This window comes from Rhodobium orientis (assembly GCF_003258835.1).
Lineage (GTDB): Bacteria > Pseudomonadota > Alphaproteobacteria > Rhizobiales > Rhodobiaceae > Rhodobium > Rhodobium orientis.
In genome coordinates this window covers 1-20612 of the sequence record NZ_NPEV01000043.1, presented here as the reverse complement: position 1 = coordinate 20612, position 20612 = coordinate 1, and the positions used below count along the sequence as shown (strand labels likewise).

General features: G+C 66.5%; 15 protein-coding genes and 1 pseudogene. 9 read left to right on the top strand and 7 right to left on the bottom strand.

Translation table 11 applies throughout. The features are described 5' to 3' along the window. Positions 1–20: 20 nt before the first annotated feature. Positions 21–1286 (bottom strand): glycosyltransferase family protein, encoded by a 1266-nt coding sequence (locus CH339_RS17390; RefSeq protein WP_111435648.1) that lies wholly within the window; start codon positions 1284–1286, stop codon positions 21–23. Between the two features lie 215 nt (positions 1287–1501). On the opposite strand from CH339_RS17390, the gene CH339_RS17385 reads away from it, so the two are divergent. From CH339_RS17385 to CH339_RS17375, 3 genes are all read left to right on the top strand, one after another. Further along, positions 1502–4141, top strand: coding sequence for an ABC transporter ATP-binding protein (locus CH339_RS17385; protein WP_111435647.1), 2640 nt, complete (start codon positions 1502–1504; stop codon positions 4139–4141). 94 nt (positions 4142–4235) lie between these two features. Then, positions 4236–4694, top strand: coding sequence for a cyclic nucleotide-binding domain-containing protein (locus tag CH339_RS17380; RefSeq protein WP_111435669.1), 459 nt, complete (start codon positions 4236–4238; stop codon positions 4692–4694). A gap of 20 nt (positions 4695–4714) precedes the next feature. Further along, positions 4715–5554 carry an MBL fold metallo-hydrolase gene (locus CH339_RS17375; RefSeq protein ID WP_111435646.1) on the top strand — a complete coding sequence of 280 codons (840 nt, stop codon included), beginning with the start codon at positions 4715–4717 and terminating at the stop codon, positions 5552–5554. Between the two features lie 92 nt (positions 5555–5646). Here CH339_RS17375 and CH339_RS17370 read toward each other — a convergent pair. Together CH339_RS17370 and fliK are read right to left on the bottom strand one after the other, a co-directional pair. Continuing rightward, positions 5647–5916, bottom strand: a pseudogene (locus CH339_RS17370) (EscU/YscU/HrcU family type III secretion system export apparatus switch protein); the annotation flags it as partial. Then, positions 5913–7781, bottom strand: a complete 1869-nt coding sequence (fliK, locus tag CH339_RS17365) for a flagellar hook-length control protein FliK (protein WP_170138567.1) — start codon at positions 7779–7781, stop codon at positions 5913–5915. The gene fliK and the pseudogene CH339_RS17370, both read right to left, overlap by 4 nt. A 207-nt stretch (positions 7782–7988) precedes the next feature. Here fliK and CH339_RS17360 point away from each other — a divergent pair, with 207 nt between their 5' ends. From CH339_RS17360 to CH339_RS17345, 4 genes are all read left to right on the top strand, one after another. Next, the gene (locus CH339_RS17360) at positions 7989–9437 is read left to right on the top strand and encodes an adenylate/guanylate cyclase domain-containing protein (protein ID WP_111435643.1); all 1449 of its coding nucleotides are present in this window, start codon (positions 7989–7991) and stop codon (positions 9435–9437) included. A 73-nt stretch (positions 9438–9510) separates the two neighbouring features. Next, entirely contained in the window at positions 9511–10278 is a 768-nt protein-coding gene (locus tag CH339_RS17355; RefSeq protein ID WP_111435642.1) for an SDR family NAD(P)-dependent oxidoreductase, read from the top strand. Positions 10279–10308: 30 nt separating this feature from the next. Beyond that, positions 10309–10671 (top strand): hypothetical protein, encoded by a 363-nt coding sequence (locus CH339_RS17350; protein WP_111435641.1) that lies wholly within the window; start codon positions 10309–10311, stop codon positions 10669–10671. A gap of 73 nt (positions 10672–10744) precedes the next feature. Beyond that, positions 10745–11458 carry a DUF4396 domain-containing protein gene (locus tag CH339_RS17345; RefSeq protein ID WP_111435640.1) on the top strand — a complete coding sequence of 238 codons (714 nt, stop codon included), beginning with the start codon at positions 10745–10747 and terminating at the stop codon, positions 11456–11458. Between the two features lie 48 nt (positions 11459–11506). Here the strand turns inward: CH339_RS17345 and CH339_RS17340 are convergent, their stop codons facing one another. The 3 genes from CH339_RS17340 to CH339_RS17330 all read right to left on the bottom strand — a co-directional run bounded on the left by CH339_RS17340 (position 11507) and on the right by CH339_RS17330 (position 17569). Next, positions 11507–11917 carry a VHL beta domain-containing protein gene (locus tag CH339_RS17340; RefSeq protein ID WP_111435639.1) on the bottom strand — a complete coding sequence of 137 codons (411 nt, stop codon included), beginning with the start codon at positions 11915–11917 and terminating at the stop codon, positions 11507–11509. 538 nt (positions 11918–12455) lie between these two features. Further along, positions 12456–14843, bottom strand: coding sequence for a phosphoketolase family protein (locus tag CH339_RS17335; RefSeq protein ID WP_111435638.1), 2388 nt, complete (start codon positions 14841–14843; stop codon positions 12456–12458). A 566-nt stretch (positions 14844–15409) separates the two neighbouring features. After that, positions 15410–17569 (bottom strand): anthranilate synthase, encoded by a 2160-nt coding sequence (locus CH339_RS17330; RefSeq protein ID WP_111435637.1) that lies wholly within the window; start codon positions 17567–17569, stop codon positions 15410–15412. Positions 17570–17916: 347 nt separating this feature from the next. Here CH339_RS17330 and CH339_RS17325 point away from each other — a divergent pair, with 347 nt between their 5' ends. Both CH339_RS17325 and CH339_RS17320 read left to right on the top strand, forming a co-directional pair. Next, on the top strand, positions 17917–18168 hold the full coding sequence (locus CH339_RS17325) for a DUF4089 domain-containing protein (RefSeq protein ID WP_111435636.1): 252 nt from the start codon (positions 17917–17919) through the stop codon (positions 18166–18168). Positions 18169–18185: 17 nt separating this feature from the next. After that, complete coding sequence (locus CH339_RS17320) at positions 18186–19574, top strand: AtzE family amidohydrolase (protein ID WP_111435635.1); 1389 nt, start codon at positions 18186–18188, stop codon at positions 19572–19574. A 39-nt stretch (positions 19575–19613) separates the two neighbouring features. Here CH339_RS17320 and CH339_RS17315 read toward each other — a convergent pair whose 3' ends face one another. Continuing rightward, entirely contained in the window at positions 19614–20147 is a 534-nt protein-coding gene (locus CH339_RS17315; protein ID WP_111435634.1) for a NapC/NirT family cytochrome c, read from the bottom strand. Positions 20148–20612: the final 465 nt, after the last annotated feature.

The window sequence follows — 20612 nt, the reverse complement described above, 5'->3', positions numbered from 1 at the left end:
CGGGTTTCTCGCGAAAAGGCCTAGCTGCCGGCGGCCACGAGCGGCGCGGGCGCCGCGTCCGGTCTCGTTCCGGTCCCCGGGGGCGTGCGGCCTTCGCCGAGGATGTCCGCGACCCGCCGGGTGATCGTCAGATGGCCGTCGAGCAGCCCGGAAAAGCCGGCGGTCGACGGCGGCGGCTGCTTCGGCAGGGCGACGAGCGCCTCGGTCATCAGCGGCACGTCCGGATAGTCGTCGATCGCCAGCACCTTGACGAGACCGCACTCCTCGGCCTTGTCGGCGCGGATCGCCTGTTCGCGCCGCGGCACCACGCGCGGCACGATCAGCGTCGGCTTGTCGAAGGACAGGATCTCGCAGAACGTGTTGTAGCCGCCCATGCCGACGATCGCCATCGCCTGGTCGAGATAGTCCTCGATATTCGGCGTGAACTTGCGGATATGGACGTCGCGCAGGCTGGCCGCGCGCTCCATGAAGGCGGCCTGGTGTTCCGGAGCCATGAACGGGCCGAGGAGGACGAGAGCCGGGTAGAGCGGCTCGACCCTCGCCTCGTAGGTGCGCATCACCCAGTCGACGAGCTCTACGCCGTCGCCGCCGCCGCCTGGAGTGACGAGAACGAACGGGTCGTCGCCGAACGGCATCGGCTCCGTGGTCGGCCGGTTGGTCGGCAGGGTGCGGCGCAGATAGCCGGTGAAGCAGACCTTGTCGAGGACCTTTGGCGGCAGGTCGAGCCCGGCGAGCGGGTCGTGGATCTGCGGCAGGCCGTAGGTCCAGATCTCGTCATAGAGTGTTTCCAGCGCCGGCAGCACGTTCTTGCGCTGCCACTCCTCGCGCATGATGTCCGGGTCGTCGAGCACATCGCGCAGGCCAAGGACGAGCCGCGTGCCGCGCTCCGCCAGCACCTGCAGCGTCGCCTCCACCTCGCCATGCAGCCCGAGCGGCTCCTTGTCGACGATGAAGATGTCCGGATCGAACGCCTTTGCCGTCTGCTCGATGATCGAGGCGCGCATCGCCAGCGTCTGCTCGATGTCGATGTGCAGGCCGAGCGAGGTGTACTCGCCGCTCCTCAGCTTGATGACGCCGGGAATGCGCACGAAGTCGACCCGGGCCCGGAAGTCGAAACTGCCGATGATCGGCGAGCCGGACAGGATCAGCACCGACAGGTCGGAGAACGCCCCGACGAGGGCGTGCGCGATCGCCCGGCACCGCCTCAGGTGCCCGAGGCCGAAGGTGTCGTGGCTGTAGATCAGAATCTTCTTCTGGTGCCGCGAAGGGGACGATGCTTGCCGCATGACGCTCACAACGGTTCGGGTGGTGAGGATCCTTGGAGCGACGACGGTCGGCCGTGTCGCTGGTCAGCGCAGCATCGCGCGGGGATCGCCCAAGGGAGAGTGGGTTCGATCTGCTCCGGTGAATTTATCTGTTGCACCGTGTCCCATTCCTGCAATGTTGTAAAGCATCGACATGAACGATTTGATGCAGAGTTCGGGGCCGACGGGACAGCTTGATGGAGAAGACTCTCTACCGGTTTATCTGGCGCCATAGTGCACGGCGCCAGATGGTCATTCTCCTGTTGACCGTCGTATCCTTCCCGATCCTCTACCTGTCGTTGGAACTGCCCAAGCAGATCGTCAACGACGCGATCCAGGGCACCGATTTCCCGCGCGAGTTCTTCGGCTTCGAATTCGGCCAGATCCCCTACCTGATGCTGCTCTGTCTGGCGTTTCTGAGCCTCGTCGTCCTCAACAACGTCGTCAAGTTCACCCTCAACATCTACAAGGGCCTGACCGGCGAGCGCATGCTCCGCCGCCTGCGCTATACGCTCTACGAGCGGATGATGCGCTTCCGCCTGCCGCACTTCCGCAAAGTCAGCTCCGGCGAGATCATTCCGATGATCACCTCCGAGGTCGAGCCCCTCGGCGGCTTCATCGGCGACGCCATCGCCCAGCCCGCCTTCCAGGGCGGCACGCTGCTGGTCTACATCACCTTCATCTTCGCCCAGGACCCCTTGCTCGGCGCGGCAGCGATCTCGCTCTACCCGATCCAGGGCTACATCATCCCCAAGCTGCAGAAGAAGGTGATCCGCCTGCAGCGCGAGCGCGTCAAGAACATCCGCAAGCTCTCCGACGGCATCGGCGAGAGCGTTGCCGGCATCACCGACATTCACGCCAACGCCACCTCCGCCTGGCACCTGTCGCACCTTGCCGGCGCCCTCTACACGAACTTCCAGATCCGCTACGACATCTTCAAGCGGAAATACATGATCAAGTTCGTGAACAATTTCATGAACCAGCTTCCGCCCTTCATGTTCTATTCCATCGGCGGCTACCTGGTCATCAACGGCGACATCACCTTCGGCGCGCTCGTTGCCGTGCTTGCCGCTTACAAGGACCTTGCCGGGCCGTGGAAGGAACTTCTCGACTACTACCAGAATCTTGCCGACATCAGCGTGCGCTACCAGACCGTGGTGGAGAATTTCGATCCGCCGGACCTGATGCCGCGCGAGCGGCTCGGCATCGTCGATGAGGCGGTCGAGGGTCTTGAGGGCGATCTGCAGTTCGTCAGCGTCAACCTGGCGACCGGCATCGCCGGACAGGAACTGCACGACGTCTCGCTCAAGGTCGCGCCGGGCAAGGGGCTGGCCATCGTCGGCGGCGAGGGCAGCGGCCGGCCGGAACTGATCGAGCTCGCCTGCGGACTGGTCGAGCCGACCACCGGCCGCGTCCGCGTCGGCGAAGCACGGCTCGACGAGCTGTCGGAAACCGTGCTCGGCCGCGATACCGCCTATATCGGACCGGCGCCGCACATCTTCACCGGCACGGTGCGCGACAACCTCGTCTATGGGCTGCGCCACCGGCCGCGCAACCACATCGCCGACGGGGAGGATTTCGACGATACGGAGCGCACCCGGCGCCAGGAGGCGGAGCGCACCGGCAACATCCACTTCGATATCGACCAGAAATGGGAGGACCTTTCCGTCCTCAGCGTCGACAGCGACCACGAACTCGATGCCATCGTCGTCAGGCTTGCCAACGGCGTCGGCCTCGGCGCCGATATCTACCGCATGGGCCTCCACGCCTTTCTCGATGCGGACGAAAACCCCGAGACCGTCGACGGCATCCTGAAGATGCGCACGGCCTTCGCGGAGCGTATCGGCGGCGATCCGGACCTTCAGGGACTGGTCGATCTGTGGGACGTCGACCGCTTCAACGCCAACGCGCCGCTTGTCGAGAACATCCTGTTCGGCGCGCCGCGCGACCGCGCCATGGCCATCGATGAGGTCGCCGCCGATCCGGACGTGCTGGAGATCCTCGACGAGGCGGACCTCCGCGAGACGCTGGTCGGCATCGGCATCGACATCGCCGAGGTGATGGTCGAGCTGTTTGCCGAGGTCAGCGACGACAGCGATCTGCTCGGCGCCGACAGCCTGATCCCGGCGGAGGAGCTGCCCGCCTACGACACGCTCCTGAAGCGCATCAAGGCGAACGGACGCGACAGCCTGAAAGCGGCGGAAATCCGCAAATTCATCGGTCTTGCCTTCCGTCTCGTCCCGGCCCGCCACCGCCTCGGCGTCATCGACGACGACAAGGCCGCAAAGATGGTTGCCGGCCGCAAGGTGTTCCGCGAGCAGGCCGAACGCCTCGCCGGCCGCTACGTCACTTTTGCGCCGGACGCCTATGCGGAATCCCTGTCGATCGAGGACAACATCATCTTCGGCAAGCCGCGCCTCGACCGTCGCGGCGCCCGCGAGGAGATCGAGCGCCTGATCGGCGAGACCGCCGATCACCTGGGCCTGCGCGATCACATCGCCCATGCCGGGCTCGATTTCGAGGTCGGCGTTGCCGGCTCGCGGCTGTCCAGCGGCCAGCGCCGCCGGCTGAGCCTCGCCCGGGCGCTGCTCAAGCGGCCGAAGATCATCGCCTTTGAGGATGTCGACAACACGCTCGGCGACAATGTGGGCATGCTTCAGACCATCCGCGAGCGCCAGAAAGGCGCTATGATCCTCGCCGGCAGTTCCAGGCTTGACCGGGTCGCGGGGTTTGAGCGCATTCTGTTGATGCGCAACGGACGCATTTGCGCCGACGGTGACGCCGCGACGATCCGCGCGGCGATCAGCGATCTCGGCGCGGCGGAGGTCGAGCAATGACCGTTCTGCCGGGGACGGTCGCAATCATCGGGACCGGGCAGGGTGTCGGCCTTGGCCCCGGTCCATCGGGCGAGAGCGGAAAAGGGGAAATGTGGTGACGCTCAATGCCGAAGTCGAAGCGCTCCGCAAGGTGCCGCTGTTCAGGAAGATCGATACGGCCAAGCTGCGCCTCCTGGCGTTCATCTCCGACCGCGTCACGGTGCGCGCCGGCGAGGATCTGTGCCGCCAGGGCGAGAGCGGCGATTCCGCCTTCATCGTGCTTGACGGCGAGGCCGACGTGCTGGTCGAGACCGATCAGGGCCTCAGGAAGGTGGCTGGCGTCGCCACCAACGACATCGTCGGCGAGATCGCCATCCTGTGCGACGTGCCGCGCACGGCCACCATCCGCGCCACAACGGAGATGGCGATCCTGTCCATCAACAAGGACAACTTCCTGAAGCTGCTGAAAGAGTTTCCCGATATCGCGCTTGAGGTGATGCGCGTCCTCGCCGCCCGGCTGGAGCGCACGACACGGGATCTGGCGGACCTGCGCTCGGCCACGGGCGGCAATTGAACGATGGCGACGGGGAGAGCATGACGGGACGCAATTCCAGGACGTTTCTGGTCCGACTGTGGGGCGTGCGCGGGTCGATCCCGGCGCCCGGCGCCACCACGGTGCGCTATGGCGGCGAGACCACCTGCATGGAGGTGCGCATCGGCGAGCGCGTGCTGATCATCGACTGCGGCACCGGCATTCGCCATCTCGGCGCCGCGATGAGCCGCGAAGGGGTCAGGGACGTCGACCTCCTCCTCACCCACACCCATCTCGACCATGTCTGCGGCCTGCCGTTCTTTGCTCCCGCCTATGACAAGGACGTCTCGGTGCGTTTCTGGGCCGGGCATCTGGGCGCGGAGGAGGGGACGCTGGAGGACGTGCTGAAGCGGATGATGTCGCCGCCGATCTTTCCGATGTCGGTGTGCGGGCTGACCGGCGTCACCTTCAACGCCTTTTCGCCGGGCGACCGGCTGCCGCTCGGCGGATCCTTCACTGTCGACACCATGCTCCTCAACCATCCGGGCGGGGCGATCGCCTACCGCATCTCATGCGACGACCGGGTGTTCTGCACGGTCACCGACCACGAGCACGGCAACCCGGAGATCGACGCGCGGCTGGCGGACTTCGTCGCCGGCGCCGACGCCATGATCTACGACACCATGTACACCGAGCAGGAATATCAAAGCCACGTCGGCTGGGGCCATTCCACCTGGGAAAAGTGCCTCGACCTTGCCGAGCGCGCCGACGTGCGCATGCCGATCCTCTTCCACCACGATCCCGACCGCACGGACGACGAACTCGACCGGCTCGCAGACGTCATCCGCAAGCGCCATGGCGGCGCCATGATCGCCCATCAGGGATTGGAATTGTCGCTCTGAAGGTAGGGCGGATGCGGCATGGGGCGCGCACTCGACAGCGCCCCGTCCCCCGCTGAACGGGCCGGAGCAGATTTCGCCGGATCCGGCCGCGCCGGAAGCTGGCCGGAGGCCCTGAGCACGAAGCCGATGACCTCGGCGACCGCGCGGTAAAGCTCCTCCGGGATCGCATCGTCGAGCTCCACCGTGCTGAGCGCTTCGGCGAGCGGTTCGTTCTCCTCAACGGGAACGTCGTGCTCCTGGGCGGCCGCGAGGATCTTTTCGGCCAACTCGCCGCGGCCCTTGGCAGTGACCCGCGGTGCGGCATCCGAGCCCTTCTCGTATTCCAGCGCAACGGCGAGGCGGGGTTTTTCGGTCTCGCTCATGTCTCGGTATCCACATGCGTGCCGGCGCCGGGCGCACCGGTCGGAAAGTCCGGCGTTCCGGTATGGACCTGGACCTCCTCGACCCCGAAGGCGGCGTCGGAAAGCGCGCCGCGCAGATCGCCGAGGGCGCCGCGCAACAATTCGCTCGTCTCCTCGCGCTCGGCAAAGACGGTAACCGAGACGTCGCTGTCGCAGAGCGCCACCTGGCCGTTGATGGCGCCGAGCGGCTCGAAATCCATGGAAAACTGGACCCGCCAGATGCGGGACTTGCCGTTTTTGCCCTTTTCCTTGTCGCGGGCGATGCGGAACTGGGCGATCGGCGTCTGCCGGCCGAGGGCCAGCGGGATCTCGAAGGTCCAGTCATGGCCGCGAGCGGCCTGCGCCGGCGCACCGTCGTCGTCGGCGCGCGAGGCGAATTGTGACAGCCGCACCCGGTCGAGCGCGGCATCGGTCTGGGCAAGCAGCGCCCGCATTGCCTGCGTGCCGGTCGAGGAGGCCGTCAGGGACGGCGTTGCGGCGCGCTGGCCGGCTGGCGTGCCGGCCTTGCGGGGGGCGCCCGGGCGGGCGCCAGGTTTGGTCGTTGCCGCAACATTTGCCGCCGCGTCGGCGCCGAGCCAGGTGGTCAGCACGTTGCGCAGCACCAGGAGCGCCGACTTCATGTCGCCGGAGGCCGCCGCGGCCTGGCCCGTGGCAAGCTGCGCCTCCTGGAAGATGCCGGACGACTGCACGGCAAGCCGCATCTGCTCGCCCGTCACCGGGGCATTGGTGGGAAGCCTCAGGCCGAGAAGCTGCTGCACGGCCTTCATCACGGGATCGGGCAGCGTATTGCCGCCGTGCGACGCAACGGCGTTGAGGTTGGCAAAGAGCGGCGCCAGACTGTCCTGGCGCGAGGCTGCGGTGTGGACCATTTCGGAGAGCGCCGCGCGCGCCAGGATGCTGGTCGAGGGGGGAACGGGCGCCCCGCCGGCACCCGTCGTCGGTGCGCCTGGCGTTGCCGTGCCGGCCGGTGCCGTTCCGGTTGCCGCGGTCTGCGGGCCGGCTTGCGTCGCCGTCGGTGCGGATTGCCCGGGCTTTGCCGCATAGGCAGCGGCCTGCTGCGCGACCTGGGCCGGATTGGACGCGGTGTTCGCCTGCGGCAGGGGAGCCTGGGCGGCGGGCGCGGGCTGCGCGGTGCCCCCTTGCGGCGCCACCTGTCCCTGCGCCAGAGGCGGCGGGCCACTGCCCTGAAGTGCCCCGGACGGCGTCGCTCCGGAGGGGGCGGGGGAAACGTTGGCTGGCGGGATTGCGCCCGCGGTTGCGGCCGCGCCTGCGGGCGCCGGCGCCGGCGCGCCCGGCACTCCGGCCTGGGCGTTCGCGCCCGCCGGCACCGCCGTGCCGGCACCGACGGCCTGCGCGACCGTAGCCGTTGGGATTGCGCCCGGCACAGCCGGCTGGACGGCCGTTGCGGTCCCCGGCAGCGGCGGTCCCGCCGGCAAAGGCGCCGGATAGCCGCCGGGCTGGGGCACTTGAACACCCGTCGCCGGGACGGAAACCGGCGTGGGCGGCGCGGGCTGCCCGCCACCGGCCTGAGCGCCAGGCCCGCCGCCGGGCAGCGTCGGCGCCGGTTTTCCGTCGGCATGTATGACGAGCTTGACCTGGGAACCCGCGCCCTCGATCTGCAGCATCAGGCGGGTGCCGACTTCAAGCGGCACGGTCGGCTTGACGGAGAACTGGCCGTCCCTGGTGGCAAGGCGCACGGACCCGTCCTCCCGCACCTCGACGACGCGGGCGGCGATCAACTGGCCGCCTTGCGCTCCTGCCGCGCCGGCCTGGGCCGAGACGCTGACAACGGGCGCCGAGCGCGGAGTGAAGCTTGTAGCGGGCACGCGCGACATCCCCTCAAACGGAACGTTTCACAATAGTTAACGAAGAATAACTTAAGAAAAGCTTATCCCGGCGGCGCGAAAGGCGGAGATCCGCGTCGATTTTCACGCCCCATCAAAGCCGCGCGATTGGCCAAAGCCGTGCTGTCGCCGCGTGGGAAGCTGTACTACCTTGGCGGCTGGCACTTCGGATTGGAATGACGGCCGCCCATGGTCAGGTTCAGGAAAGCGTTTCGCGAACTCAGCGAGGACATCCGCGAGGGAACCGTCTCGGCGGAGGGAATGCCCGAGCGCGTCGCCGAGGACATCGGCCGCCGCGAGGCTCAGGCCGAGCGGCTGATCGGCTGGGCCCAGCTTTCCGCCGTCGTCTTCTTTTCCATGCTTTATGCCATCGCCCCGCGGGCAGAGGGCGCGACAGGCTTCAATTTCGTGCCCTTCGCGCTCGCCGGATATTTCGTCTTCACCGTGCTCCGGCTCTGGCTGTCCTACCGATTCATGCTGCCGGCCTGGTTCCTGTTCCTCTCGATCGTCGTCGACGTGGCGCTTTTGATGGCGCTGATCTTTTCCTTCCACATCCAGTACATGCAGCATCCGAGCTTTTACCTGAAGGCGCCGACGATCCTCTATGTCTTCCTGTTCGTGTCGCTGCGCGCCCTGCGCTTCGATCCGCGTTTCGTGCTGACGGCGGGAAGCGTCGCCGCCATCGGCTGGGTGTGCCTCGTCGCCTATGCGGTTTTCACCGACATGGGCGAAATGAAGATCACCCGCAACTACGTGGAGTATCTGACCAGCAACGCCATCCTGATCGGCGCGGAGATGGACAAGATCATCGCCATTCTCGGCGTCACGGGCATCCTCGGCGTCGCCCTCCTGCGCGCCCGCGGGCTGCTGTTTTCCGCCGTGCGCGGCAGCGCGGCCGCCCGTGACCTCAGCCGCTATTTCGCGCCGGAGGTTGCCCGCTCCATCACCGACGCCGACCGCGAACTCATGATCGGCGAGGGGGTGCTGCGCGAGGCCGCGGTCCTCGTCGTCGACATCCGCACGTTCACGCCGACGTCCGCGCGGCTCCAGCCGAACGCCGTCATGCGCGTTCTCGCCCGCTACCAGGCCGTCGTAGTGCCGGCGATCGAGGCCCATGGCGGCCGCGTTGACAAGTTCCTGGGCGACGGCGTGCTCGCCACCTTCGGCGCCGTGGAGCCATCGAAAACCCACGCCGCCGGTGCTCTGGCGGCCGCCATCGCGGTGCTTGCAGCGGTCGATGCCGAGGCCGGGGCGTTCGCCGCCGAGGGCTGGCCCGGCCCGTTCCGCATCGGCTGCGCGGTGACGGCCGGGTCCGTCACCGTCGGCATCGTCGGCGTCCACGACCGCCGCGAGCACACCGTCATCGGCGATCCGGTCAACCTCGCTGCCAAGCTGGAAACCGCCAACAAGACCGAAGGAACACGCGGGCTGACGACGACGGCCGTCCTCGATCTCGCCCGCGCCCAGGGGTTTTCCGATGCCGCGTTCGGCACCGTCGGCGGCGAGGTTCGCAAGGGCCGGCAGGTGCCGGGGGTAACCGACCCCCTCGACCTTGTTGTCATCGCCCCGGAGGCCATGGCGCCGGTCGCGTCCGATCCCGCCGCCCCCGAACCCGTCCGCTCGCGCCTTTCGACTTGACCGCGGCGGCGGGCGCTGAATACACCAGTCGGATCGGCCCCCCGAGCGGGCGGGCAAAACGGGGGAGGCATCCATGAAACTCGGATCGGACATCAGCGCGGTCGTCACCGGCGCGGCCGGCGGCCTCGGCGAGGCAACGGCGCGGACGCTGGCAGCAAGCGGCGTCAAGGTCGCCGTCTTCGACGTCGCGGAGGAAAAGGGCCGCAAGGTCGCCGACGCCATCGGCGGCATCTTCGTCAAGGTCGACGTCAGCTCCGACGACAGCGTCATGGCCGGCTTCCAGGAAGCCCGCAAGGCGCACGGCCAGGAGCGCATCCTCGTCAACTGTGCCGGCATTGCCCCGGTCGCCAAGACCACCTCCAAGGGCAATCCGCATCCGATGGACATGTTCGAGGCCGTCATCCGGGTAAACCTCATCGGCTCGTTCCGCTGCATGGCGCACGCCTCCACCGGCATGGTGACGGCGGAGCCGGTCACGCAGGATGGCGAGCGCGGCGTCATCGTCTCCACCGCATCGGTCGCCGCCTTCGACGGCCAGGTCGGCCAGGCCGCCTACGCCGCCTCAAAAGGCGGCATTGCCGCCCTGACCCTTCCCGTCGCCCGCGACCTGATGCAGTCCGGCATCCGCGTCATGACCATCGCGCCCGGCATTTTTCTGACCCCGATGCTGATGGCGCTGCCGGAAAAGGTCCGCGATTCCCTCGGCGACCAGGTGCCGTTCCCCTCCCGCCTCGGCCAGCCGGAAGAGTACGCCGCCCTCGTCAAGCACATCTGCGAGAACGAGATGCTGAACGGCGAGACCATCCGCCTCGACGGCGCGCTCAGGATGGCGCCGCGCTAATTCACCTGCACCAATCGAAAAGACCTGCCAATGACCCTCAACTTCCCCGCCACCGGACCGCTGCGGACGGTTTCCGCCGCCGCGCTCGCCGTCCTGCTCCTTGCGATCTCCGGCCCGGCCAAGGCCGAGACCGAGACGGCCCAGGAATACCGGATACGGGCGAACCGGGAGGTCCAGGCCATGAACGAGAACGCCAAGCTCGTCTGCCTCAAGGCGAAGGCGTTTGAAGCGACCTTGGAAAAGGACAGGCCCGCGCTGGAAGACGGCGCCCTGAAGACGCGTCGCGAGGAGGTCGAGGCCCTCAACGCCGGATGCGACCGCCTGACCGCCGAATACGAGGCGCGGCGCCAAGAGTTGCAGGCCGAATACGAAAAACGCTACGGCGCCGAATAGGAGCGGGATCCGTAGCGGCGGCGGCGCGACCGCGAATTTCGGAACAAACCTGCGCGGCGCCGGTTCCGTTTTTATGGACACCTTCCGCGCATTCATATCCAATCCGATTTTCGTCACCGTCTGGGCCGTCCTTGCGGTGGCGAGCGTCATCATCCTCATTCGCGACCTCAGGCAGAACAATTCCCATCTGATGTCGCTGATGAAGGTGGTCTGGGTGTTCACGGTCGCCTATTCCGGCGTCCTCGGCCTCGCCATCTACTGGTTCACCGGCCGCAAGGAAATCGGCGACGACCGTCTCTGGCGCCGCGCGTTTCGCTCCGTCGCCCACTGCTATTCCGGCTGCGGCATGGGCGAGGTCATCGGCGTCATCGTCACCGCCGGCATCCTGTCGCTCTCCAACTGGTGGATCGCCGGCACGACCTTCGTGCTCGCCTATGTGATGGGCTATGCGCTGACCGTCGGCCCGCTGGTCCAGGACGGGGTGCCGTTCGGGACGGCCCTGCGCGATGCGCTGCTGTCTGAGACGCCGAGCATCGCCGTCATGGAGATCACCGCCATCGGCACCGACCTGCTGGTCGGCGGCCGGTCGGGCATCACCGAGACGCTGTTCTGGTCGGCGATGATCCTGTCGCTCACCTTCGGGCTGGTCGCCGCCTATCCGGTCAACGTCCTCCTCATCCGCTACGGCGTCAAGGAAGGCATGATGGACCCGCGCAATACCCATCACGACCATGGCGGCGGCCACGAACACCACGGCTCGCAGCACGCCCACCACGGCGCCCATTGATCGCCGGGCCGCAAAGGCCGCCCGGCGCAGGCGCGGGACTTCAGCCGGTCAGTAGTGCCACTCGACCCACTGGCCACGGTCGTTGGTGGCGAAATAGAGGCTGTTGCCGACGCAGTCGTTCGCGTTGATCTCGTAGGCGATCCAGGCATGGCCGACATAGGTCTGCTGGCTGTAGCTCTGGCCGGGGCGCAGGGTCGCGTATTGCACCCAGCGGCCGCGGAAATTGATCCAGTAGAGCTCGACCGGACTGTTCAGGCTGTTGATGAAGCGGATCTGGGTCGACCGGTTGGAGTGCGGCGACTGCACCGCGCGCGGCCGCGGGCAATTCCGGCCCCGAAGCGGGCGAATACCCTTTTGAACCTTGATGACCGGCGAGGCGTCCGGTGCCGGTGCAATCGCCTCGGCGGGCGGACTGCCGAGGAAGGCCGCAACGATCGTTGCCCCGATGACAGTGAGCATGATTTCGTCTCCAGGAAGGTGTCGTTTTTCTGAGCGAGAGCAAAGGCGGTAACCGGCGACCGTACGACTTCCTCCTTCTCTACCGTAGTTCCGGCGATGTATCGCGGCCGCCGGCGACGACGTCCGCAACAGCCGCTGGACGAAAGGACGACCGCCGGCGGTTCGGACAACGTCGAGACGGGTGCATCAACGGACGAGGAAGCGCCCGATACAGTGCGCGGCCTTCGGAACTACTTTCGAAAAGAGAAGGAGCAATGCATTTCACCGGAAGTCTTCTTGACAGAAACTCCTTTCATCGGCACCTAAATTAGCCCCTAGAAATAATTGTATACGCAGGATTTCTTTTTCGTCAATAAAGGATTTTTGAAGACTTGGTTGAACGGCGAGGCCGCCTCGCCAGCAGGCTGTTTGAGAGTTTTCTACTTTAGGAAAACGCGAATAAAAAACCCGGCCCTTCCACGGGGAAAGGACCGGGTCGATGCGTCGCCGCAGCCGGCGGCACCTGGCCGGTGCCGCCGGGAAGATCGTCAGGAAAGGCTCAACTGTTGTAGGGCCATTTCCAGTCGCGGATCTCCGGCATGTCCTCGCCGTATTTGTGGATGTACTCGGTGTGCTCGATCAGCTTGTCGCGCACGAACTGCTTCAGATACGCGGCCCTGGAGCCGAGCCCGGGCACCCGGTCGATGACGTCGGCGACGAGGTCGAAGCGGTCGATATCGTTGAGCACCGCCATGTCGAACGGCGTCGTCGTCGTGCCTTCTTCCTTGTAGCCCCGCACATGCAGGTTCTTGTGGTTGGTGCGCCGGTAGGTCAGCCGGTGGATCAGGTACGGATAGCCGTGATAGGCGAAGATGACCGGCTTGTCCGGGGTGAAGAGGATGTCGAACTCCCGGTCGGACAGGCCGTTCGGATGCTCCTCCTTCGGCTGCAGCGTCATCAGGTCGACGACGTTGACGACCCGCACCTTCAGGTCCGGCAGGTGCTGGCGCAGAAGGTCGACGGCGGCCAGCGTCTCCAGCGTCGGCACGTCGCCGGCGCAGGCCATGACCACGTCCGGCTCGCCGTCCTGGTCGTTGGAGGCCCAGTCCCAGATGCCGATGCCGGCCGAGCAGTGCTTGATCGCGGCGTCCATCGACAGCCATTGCGGCTGCGGCTGCTTGCCGGCGACGATGACGTTGATGAAGTCGCGGCTGTTCAGGCACTTGTCGGTGACGTGCAAGAGGGTGTTGGCGTCGGGCGCCAGGAACACCCGGATGGTATCCGCTTTCTTGTTGACCACGTGGTCGATGAAGCCCGGGTCCTGGTGCGAGAAGCCGTTGTGGTCCTGGCGCCAGACATGGGACGTCAACAGGTAGTTCAACGACGCGATCGGCCGCCGCCACGGGATCTCCTTGCTCACCTTCAGCCATTTGGCGTGCTGGTTGAACATGGAATCGACGATGTGGATGAACGCCTCGTAGCACGAGAAGAAGCCGTGCCGGCCGGTGAGGAGATAGCCCTCCAGCCAGCCCTGGCAGGTGTGCTCCGACAGGATCTCCATGACCCGGCCGTTCGGCGCCAGGTGGTCGTCCTCCGGCAGGGTCTCGGCCATCCAGGTCCGTTCCGTGACGTCGAACAGGGCGCCGAGCCGGTTGGAGGCCGTCTCGTCCGGACCCATGACGCGGAAATTGGCGGTGTCGAGGTTCCGGCGCATCACCTCGGCCAGGAAGTTGCCCATCACCCGGGTCGATTCCGCCATGGTATGGCCTGGCCGCTCCACGGCGACGGCGAAGTCGCGGTAGTCCGGCAGGCTGAGGTCGCGCAGCAGCTTGCCGCCATTGGCGTGCGGATTGGCGCCCATGCGCCGTGCGCCCTCCGGCGCCAGGGCCTTCAGCTCCGGCTTCAGGTCGCCGTTGTCCTCGAACAGCTCCTCCGGCCTGTAGCTCTTCATCCAGGATTCCAGCAGTTCCAGATGCTGGGTGTTGTTGACGACGTTGGAGAACGGCACCTGGTGCGAACGCCAGTAGTCCTCCGTCTTCTTGCCGTCGACCTCCTTCGGGCCGGTCCAGCCCTTCGGCGAGCGCAGGATGATCATCGGCCACATCGGCCGGGTCATGTTGCCGTTGTTGCGGGCGTCGTCCTGGATCGCCTTGATCTCGTCGGCGATGGCGTCCATCGTCGCCGCCATCTTCTGGTGCATCTCTTCCGGGTCCGAGCCCTCGACGAAATAGGGCTTGTAGCCGTAGCCGACGAACAGGCTGTCGAGCTCGTCGTGGCTCATGCGGGCGAGCACCGTCGGATTGGCGATCTTGTAGCCGTTGAGGTGCAGGATCGGCAGCACCGCGCCGTCGGTCGCCGGATTGAGGAACTTGTTGGAGTGCCAGGCGGTGGCCAGCGGGCCGGTCTCGGCCTCGCCGTCGCCGATCACGCAGCAGACCATCAGGTCCGGGTTGTCGAAGGCCGCGCCGAAGGCGTGCGACAGGGCATAGCCGAGTTCGCCGCCCTCGTGGATCGAGCCGGGGGTCTCGGCGGTGACGTGGCTGCCGACGCCGCCGGGGAACGAGAACTGCTTGAACAGCTTCTGCATGCCGACCTCGTTCATCGGCACGTTCGGATAGAGCTCGGTGTAGCTGCCTTCCATCCAGGTATTGGCGACCAGCGCCGGGCCGCCATGGCCGGGCCCGGAGATGTAGATCATGTTGAGGTCGCGCTCTTTGATGACCCGGTTGCAGTGCACGTAGATGAAGTTCTGGCCGGGGGTCGTGCCCCAGTGGCCGAGCAGCCGCGGCTTGACGTGGTCCTTGGTCAGGGGCTGCTTCAGAAGCGGGTTGTCGAGCAGGTAGATCTGGCCGACGGAGAGATAGTTCGCCGCTCTCCAGTAGGCATTGATGTTGGTGAGCTCGTCTTGTGCGAGCGGCTCAAGGCTGCGTGTTACAGCATCCATCATGAGGCTCCTTCTCGTCGTCAGGCCGCACGCGCCGGGATGGCGGGCGGTCCTTGGCCTCGGCCCCCTTGGGAATGGGCCGGGCATCGTTCTTCGCGGGCGGCCGCCGGCGGTGATTACGCCATCGCTCGGGCGGCCAGCACGGATCCTTGGGCAAATCCACGCTTGTCCGGTTGATCGCACCGCCCGTTGAGACGCGACGTCGGGCGGGTTTTCAAACTGCCGATTCTTTCTTTTACCGGGTCGGCTTTTCTTTTTTGCGACGATCGTGCCGGTATCGAAGGTCTGTCGGCATAATAGCGATAATTCGCAACAACGCCAGCGTATGCAACCGTCACAAATGGCGCCGTGGCTAACGGAATCCCGCGCCTGCCGGCCGGGAGCGACCGACCGCTTCGACATATCATCTATGCACGAACGGGCTGCCGTGAAGGGGCAGCGGGATACTTTCGTATTTCAGTATATCGGCATGGTCCTGAGCACGTCGCCGTCGGGAACACGGTGACCGGCCTGTAGCCCCCCGGTAGCAGTGCAATCTGCCGGGAGGCTGGACGTTCGTTGCCGGGAACCTACCGCTTCACCAGCCCGCCGATGGCGTTTTCGATGATGCGGTAGCCGGTATCGCCTTCCAGCGTCATGATCGATTCCGGGTGGAACTGGACGGCGGCGATGGGTGCCTCGCGGTGCTCGATGGCCATGACGACGCCGTCGTCGGTGACGGCGGTGACGTTGATCTCCGGCGGTAGCGTATCGCGGACGGCATGGAGCGAATGGTACCGCCCGACGGTCGCCGTCTCGCCGAGCCCGGCAAAGAGCGTACTCTGGCGGGCGAGCTTGATCACCGACGGCTTGCCGTGCACCGGGATCGCGAGCTGTCCGAGCGTCGCGCCGAACGCCTCGGCAAGCGCCTGCAGGCCGAGGCAGACGCCGAACACCGGCAGTTCGCGCTTGCGCGCAAGGCCGATGGTCTCGGCGCAATTGAAGTCTGTCGGACTGCCGGGGCCGGGCGACAGAACGACCAGATCCGGTTTGATTTCTTCGAACGCCGCATCGTCGACCGGCGAGCGCAGGGTGACGACCCTGGCGCCGGTCTGGCGGAAGTAGTTGGCGAGCGTGTGGACAAAGGAGTCCTCGTGGTCGACGAGGAGGATGGTGACGCCCTCGCCGACGGGTTTCCGCGCCTCCGCCGTTGCCGCCGTGCCGGCCTTTGCCGCCTCGCGCACGGCCGCGCGCATGGCCTCCGCCTTCAACTCCGTCTCGCGCTCCTCGTCCTCCGGCACGGAATCGTAGAGCAGGGTCGCGCCGGCGCGGATTTCCGCAATGCCGTTCTTGATGCGGATGGTGCGAAGCGTCAGGCCGGTGTTGAGGTCGCCGTTGAAATGCACCATGCCGATGGCGCCGCCATACCAGGAGCGCGGGCTCTTTTCCTGGTTCTCGATGAACTCCATCGCCCAGCGCTTCGGCGCGCCGGTGACGGTGACCGCCCAGGCGTGCGACAGGAACGCATCGAGTGCGTCCATGCCGTCGCGCAGCAGCCCCTCGATATGGTCGACGGTGTGGATGAGGCGCGAATACATCTCGATCTGCCGCCGGCCGATGACCCGCACCGAGCCCGGCACGCAGACCCGGCTCTTGTCGTTGCGGTCGACGTCGGAGCACATCGTCAGCTCCGCCTCGTCCTTGGCCGAGTTGAGGAGCTTGCGGATCTGCGCCTCGTCCTCGATGGCGTCGCGCCCGCGCCGGATCGTGCCGGAGATCGGGCAGGTCTCGACGCGCCGCCCACCGGTAACGCGCACGAACATCTCCGGCGAGGCGCCGACCAGATATTCCGCCGCGCCGAGATTGATGAAGAAGGCGTAAGGGGCCGGGTTGATCTCCGTCAGCCGCCGGGCAATGGCCGACGGCGGCGTCGTGCAGCGCTCGTAGAAGGTCTGGCCGGGCACCACCTCGAAAAGGTCGCCGCGCTGGAAATAGGGAAGGGCGGTGCGGGCAACGTCGGCATATTCGCCGGGCTCGTGGTCGCCGCGCCCCGGATCGCTGTCGTCGATGGCAAACGGCGTCTCGGCGCCGTCGCGGGCCAGCCCCGCCGAGGAGGTGCCGCCATAGGCCACATCGTAGGAGAGGACTGTGGCCCGGCGCCCGTAGTGGTCGACGACCAGCACCTCGTCCGGCAGGTAGAGCACCATGTCGCGCTGGTCGTCCGGCCGCTCCAGCTTCATCGGGATCGGCTCGAACTGGAAGGCCAGGTCGTAGCCGAAGGCGCCGTAGAAGCCGAAATTCTCGTCCTCGTCATTGCCGAAAAGAGCAACGAGTCGGCGCACGACGGAAAAGACGGTCGGCTGGCGCGAGCGGTCTTCTTCGGAAAACCTGCCCTCCGGCGTCTTGATGGTGAGCCGGACGGAGCGCTCGTCGGCGACAAAGTCCGCCGCCTCTGGCATGTCCTTCAACGCCTCGGCGATCGGCGCGATCAGCACCGCGCCGCGGGCGTTGAGCGCCTCGATGGCGACGGTGCGCCCGCTCGTCGTCAGCGCCAGCGGCGGATTGACGAAACCGACGTCCCAGCGCGTGTAGCGGCCGGGATATTCGTAGTTGGACGAAAAAACCGCCCCGCGCATGGTGTCGAGACGGTCGATCCACGCCCGGGTCGCATCCCCATAGGCGATGTCTGCCTGGCTCCGTCGGACGGTGATGCCGCCGGCGGTGGTGAATTCCTTGTCGGATGCGCTCATATCTGGCTCCCATGCCCTTTTTCGGCGGTCGCATCGGCAAATGGCGGGCGACATAACGAAAAGGCCGCCCGGGGGTCCGCGGCGGCCTTTTCGTCAATGCAGAGACAAGACGTGCGTCGGCGCCGCTTTAAAAAGCGCGCCACCACCACATTGCGATCTGCAGGTTCGTCATCATGATTTTCCCATAGCCGACCGCGGCTGGCTTTGCAATCCGCTATCGCGCCGCAAGGGTGCCCCGCGCGCGAACGTAGCAAATCTGTCGCAGCCTCGCGGGGATGGCGCGAAGCGGCAAACCCTCCCTTTCATCGCGGCTTTGGTTTAGATAGATTTCGCACCTGCGAAATGGCATGCCGAACGACAAGAACGCGAGGGCGACGATGACCGATGATCGCGAAAATTGGGACGCCTACATGGAGGCGGCCATCAAGCTCCTTGGCCTGACGGTGCGGCCGGAATGGCGCGAGGCTGTCATTTCCCACCTCATTGTCAATGCCGGGGCCGCAAGCTCCGTTGCCGACTTCAAGGCGCCCGAGACCTGCCTGCCCGCTCCGGAATTCGACCCCCGCAGCACTTCCGCCGATAACAGCCCGAAAAGCTGAACCCGACGAGACCAGCCATGCATATCGATCCGCTCTACGGAACCGTCGAAGAGATCGCCGAGGCCGTGCGCCTCAACGAGGTCAGCGCCGAGGACATGGCGACCCTTGCCCTGCAGGCGGTCGACGCCATCAATCCGCGCCTTGGCGCCTTCACCGACGTCACCACCGACCGGGCGCTGGCCGAGGCGACCGAGATCGACGCCATGCTCGCCCGCGGCGAGCCGCTGCCGCCGCTGGCCGGCGTGCCGGTGGCGGTCAAGAACCTTTATGACGTCGCCGGGGTGACGACCCGCGCCGGCTCCAGGATCAATCGCGACAACCCGCCGGCCGATGCCGATGCGGTGCTGGTCGCGCGCCTGAAGAGGGCCGGGGCGCTCCTCATCGGCACTCTCAACATGGACGAATACGCCTTCGGCTTCACCGGCGAGAACGCCCATGACGGCGCCTGCCGCAATCCGCATGCGACCGAGCACATGTCGGGCGGCTCCTCGGCCGGAGCCGGCGCCTCGATCGCCGCGGCGATGGTCGCGGCAACGCTCGGCACCGACACCAACGGCTCGATTCGGGTGCCGGCCTCGTTCTGCGGCGTCTTCGGGCTGAAGCCGACCTACGGGGCGCTGTCGCGCGCCGGCGTTACGCCGCTGTCGCCCAGCCTCGACCACACCGGCCCGCTCGCCCGCTCGGCCCGCGACCTGGCGCTGCTGTTCGACGTCCTGCGCGATGCGCCGATGACGGCGCCGGGGCCGTCGCCGACCATGCGCGAGTTGGACAAGGGGGCCGACGGCCTCAGGATCGCCGTTGCCGGCGGCTGGTTCCGCGAAAAAGGCTTTCCGGAGGCCCATGCGGCCGTCGAAAAGGTGGCCAAGGCGCTCGATGTGTCCGACGAGGTCGAGCTGCCGGAGGCGGGCCGGGCCCGCGCCGCGGCCTATGTGCTGACGGCGGCCGAGGGCGGCGCCTATCATTTGGAGCGCCTGCGCGAACGGGCGGCCGATTTCGACCCCGACACCCGCGATCGCTTCCTTGCCGGCGCGCTGACGCCGAGCGCCTGGGTCACCGAGGCCCAGCGGTTCAGGCGCTGGTTCCGCGACCGCGTCTCGGCGCTGTTTGCGGCCCACGACATCATCCTTGCCCCGGCAACGCCCTGCCATGCGCCGAAGATCGGCCAGAAGACGTTTGTCCTGGATGGCGAAGAGGTGCCGACCCGGCCGAATATCGGGCTCTACACCCAGCCGATCTCCTTCATCGGCCTGCCGGTGGTCGCCGTGCCGGTGTGGCTCGACGGCGCGCGTCTGCCGATCGGCGTGCAGGTCATCGCCGCCCCCGACCGCGAGGACCTGGCGCTTCGCGTCGCCGCGCAGCTCCAAGAGGACGGCATCGCCAGCGCGCCGGTGGCCTCGATCATCTGACGGCTTGCGGCGAGGGCGCCGATGCGTCCCCGCCGGGGCTTACGGCGTGATCCCGTGACCGACCCCTTGGTGGCAGGCGATGCAGGTCATGCCCGACGCCCGCGCGCCTTCATGGGTGCCGGCGGCGATCTCCGACTGCTTGGCCGCCGCCGCGACCATGGATTCCGGCGTATGGCAGGTCTGGCAGGTAGCGGAGTTGGTTTCCTCCAGCCAGGCCCAGACGGTCTCGGCCATCTCCTGCCTGCGCGCCTGGTACGTTTCTTCGTCGTCGATCGTTCCCCACAGATGGTACCAGACGTCGCGCGCCCCGAACGTTGCCTTCTGCCACACATAGGCCGGCCAAGGATCGCCCTGCAGGTGGCAGTCCTTGCACTGGGCCTGGACGCCCGCGGCATTGGTGAAATGGACGCTCTCCTTGTAGGTGCGTTCCGGCCAGGTCATTTCGTGGCAGACGGTGCAGAACGCGTTGGTGCTGGTCTCATGGATCACCGTGGCGCCCACGCCAGCAAGTGCGAGGCCTCCCACCCCGCCGACGATCAGCGCCACGACGGCGATGACGGCTCCGCGCTTCATTAGAACCCCTCCGATGTTTCGATCTTCGTATAATACGGTCGCTCACATCAGAGATGGGGATGGGTCCCGCTGGTTGCACAGGGCCGGGTGACATTGCGCCGCAAGGAGGTGGGGGGGCTGATGCGGGTTGGCGGCTGCCAACCCGACACGCAATTGCCAGGCCGGCTCCCGAGGCGGGGGTTATTGCCCTTCCCAATACGGTATGCCGGTGATCGGTCGGAAGGCCGTTTCTGGATTGCTTCGCTTCGCTCGCAATTGTGCAAGTTCAGATATTCGCTGATGGGATTGCGGAAAGGAGCGACCCATGCGCGACAACAGCTATGACCGGACGATTGAACGGAACTATGTTCAGAAGTGGCGTTTCCTGATCAGGGAATATGAGGAGGTGAAGGCCGGCCGGTCGTCGGCCTTTGCCACGGTCGGGGCCTTTTACCGCCACCACGGCACCTGCTCGCAGACCTTCCG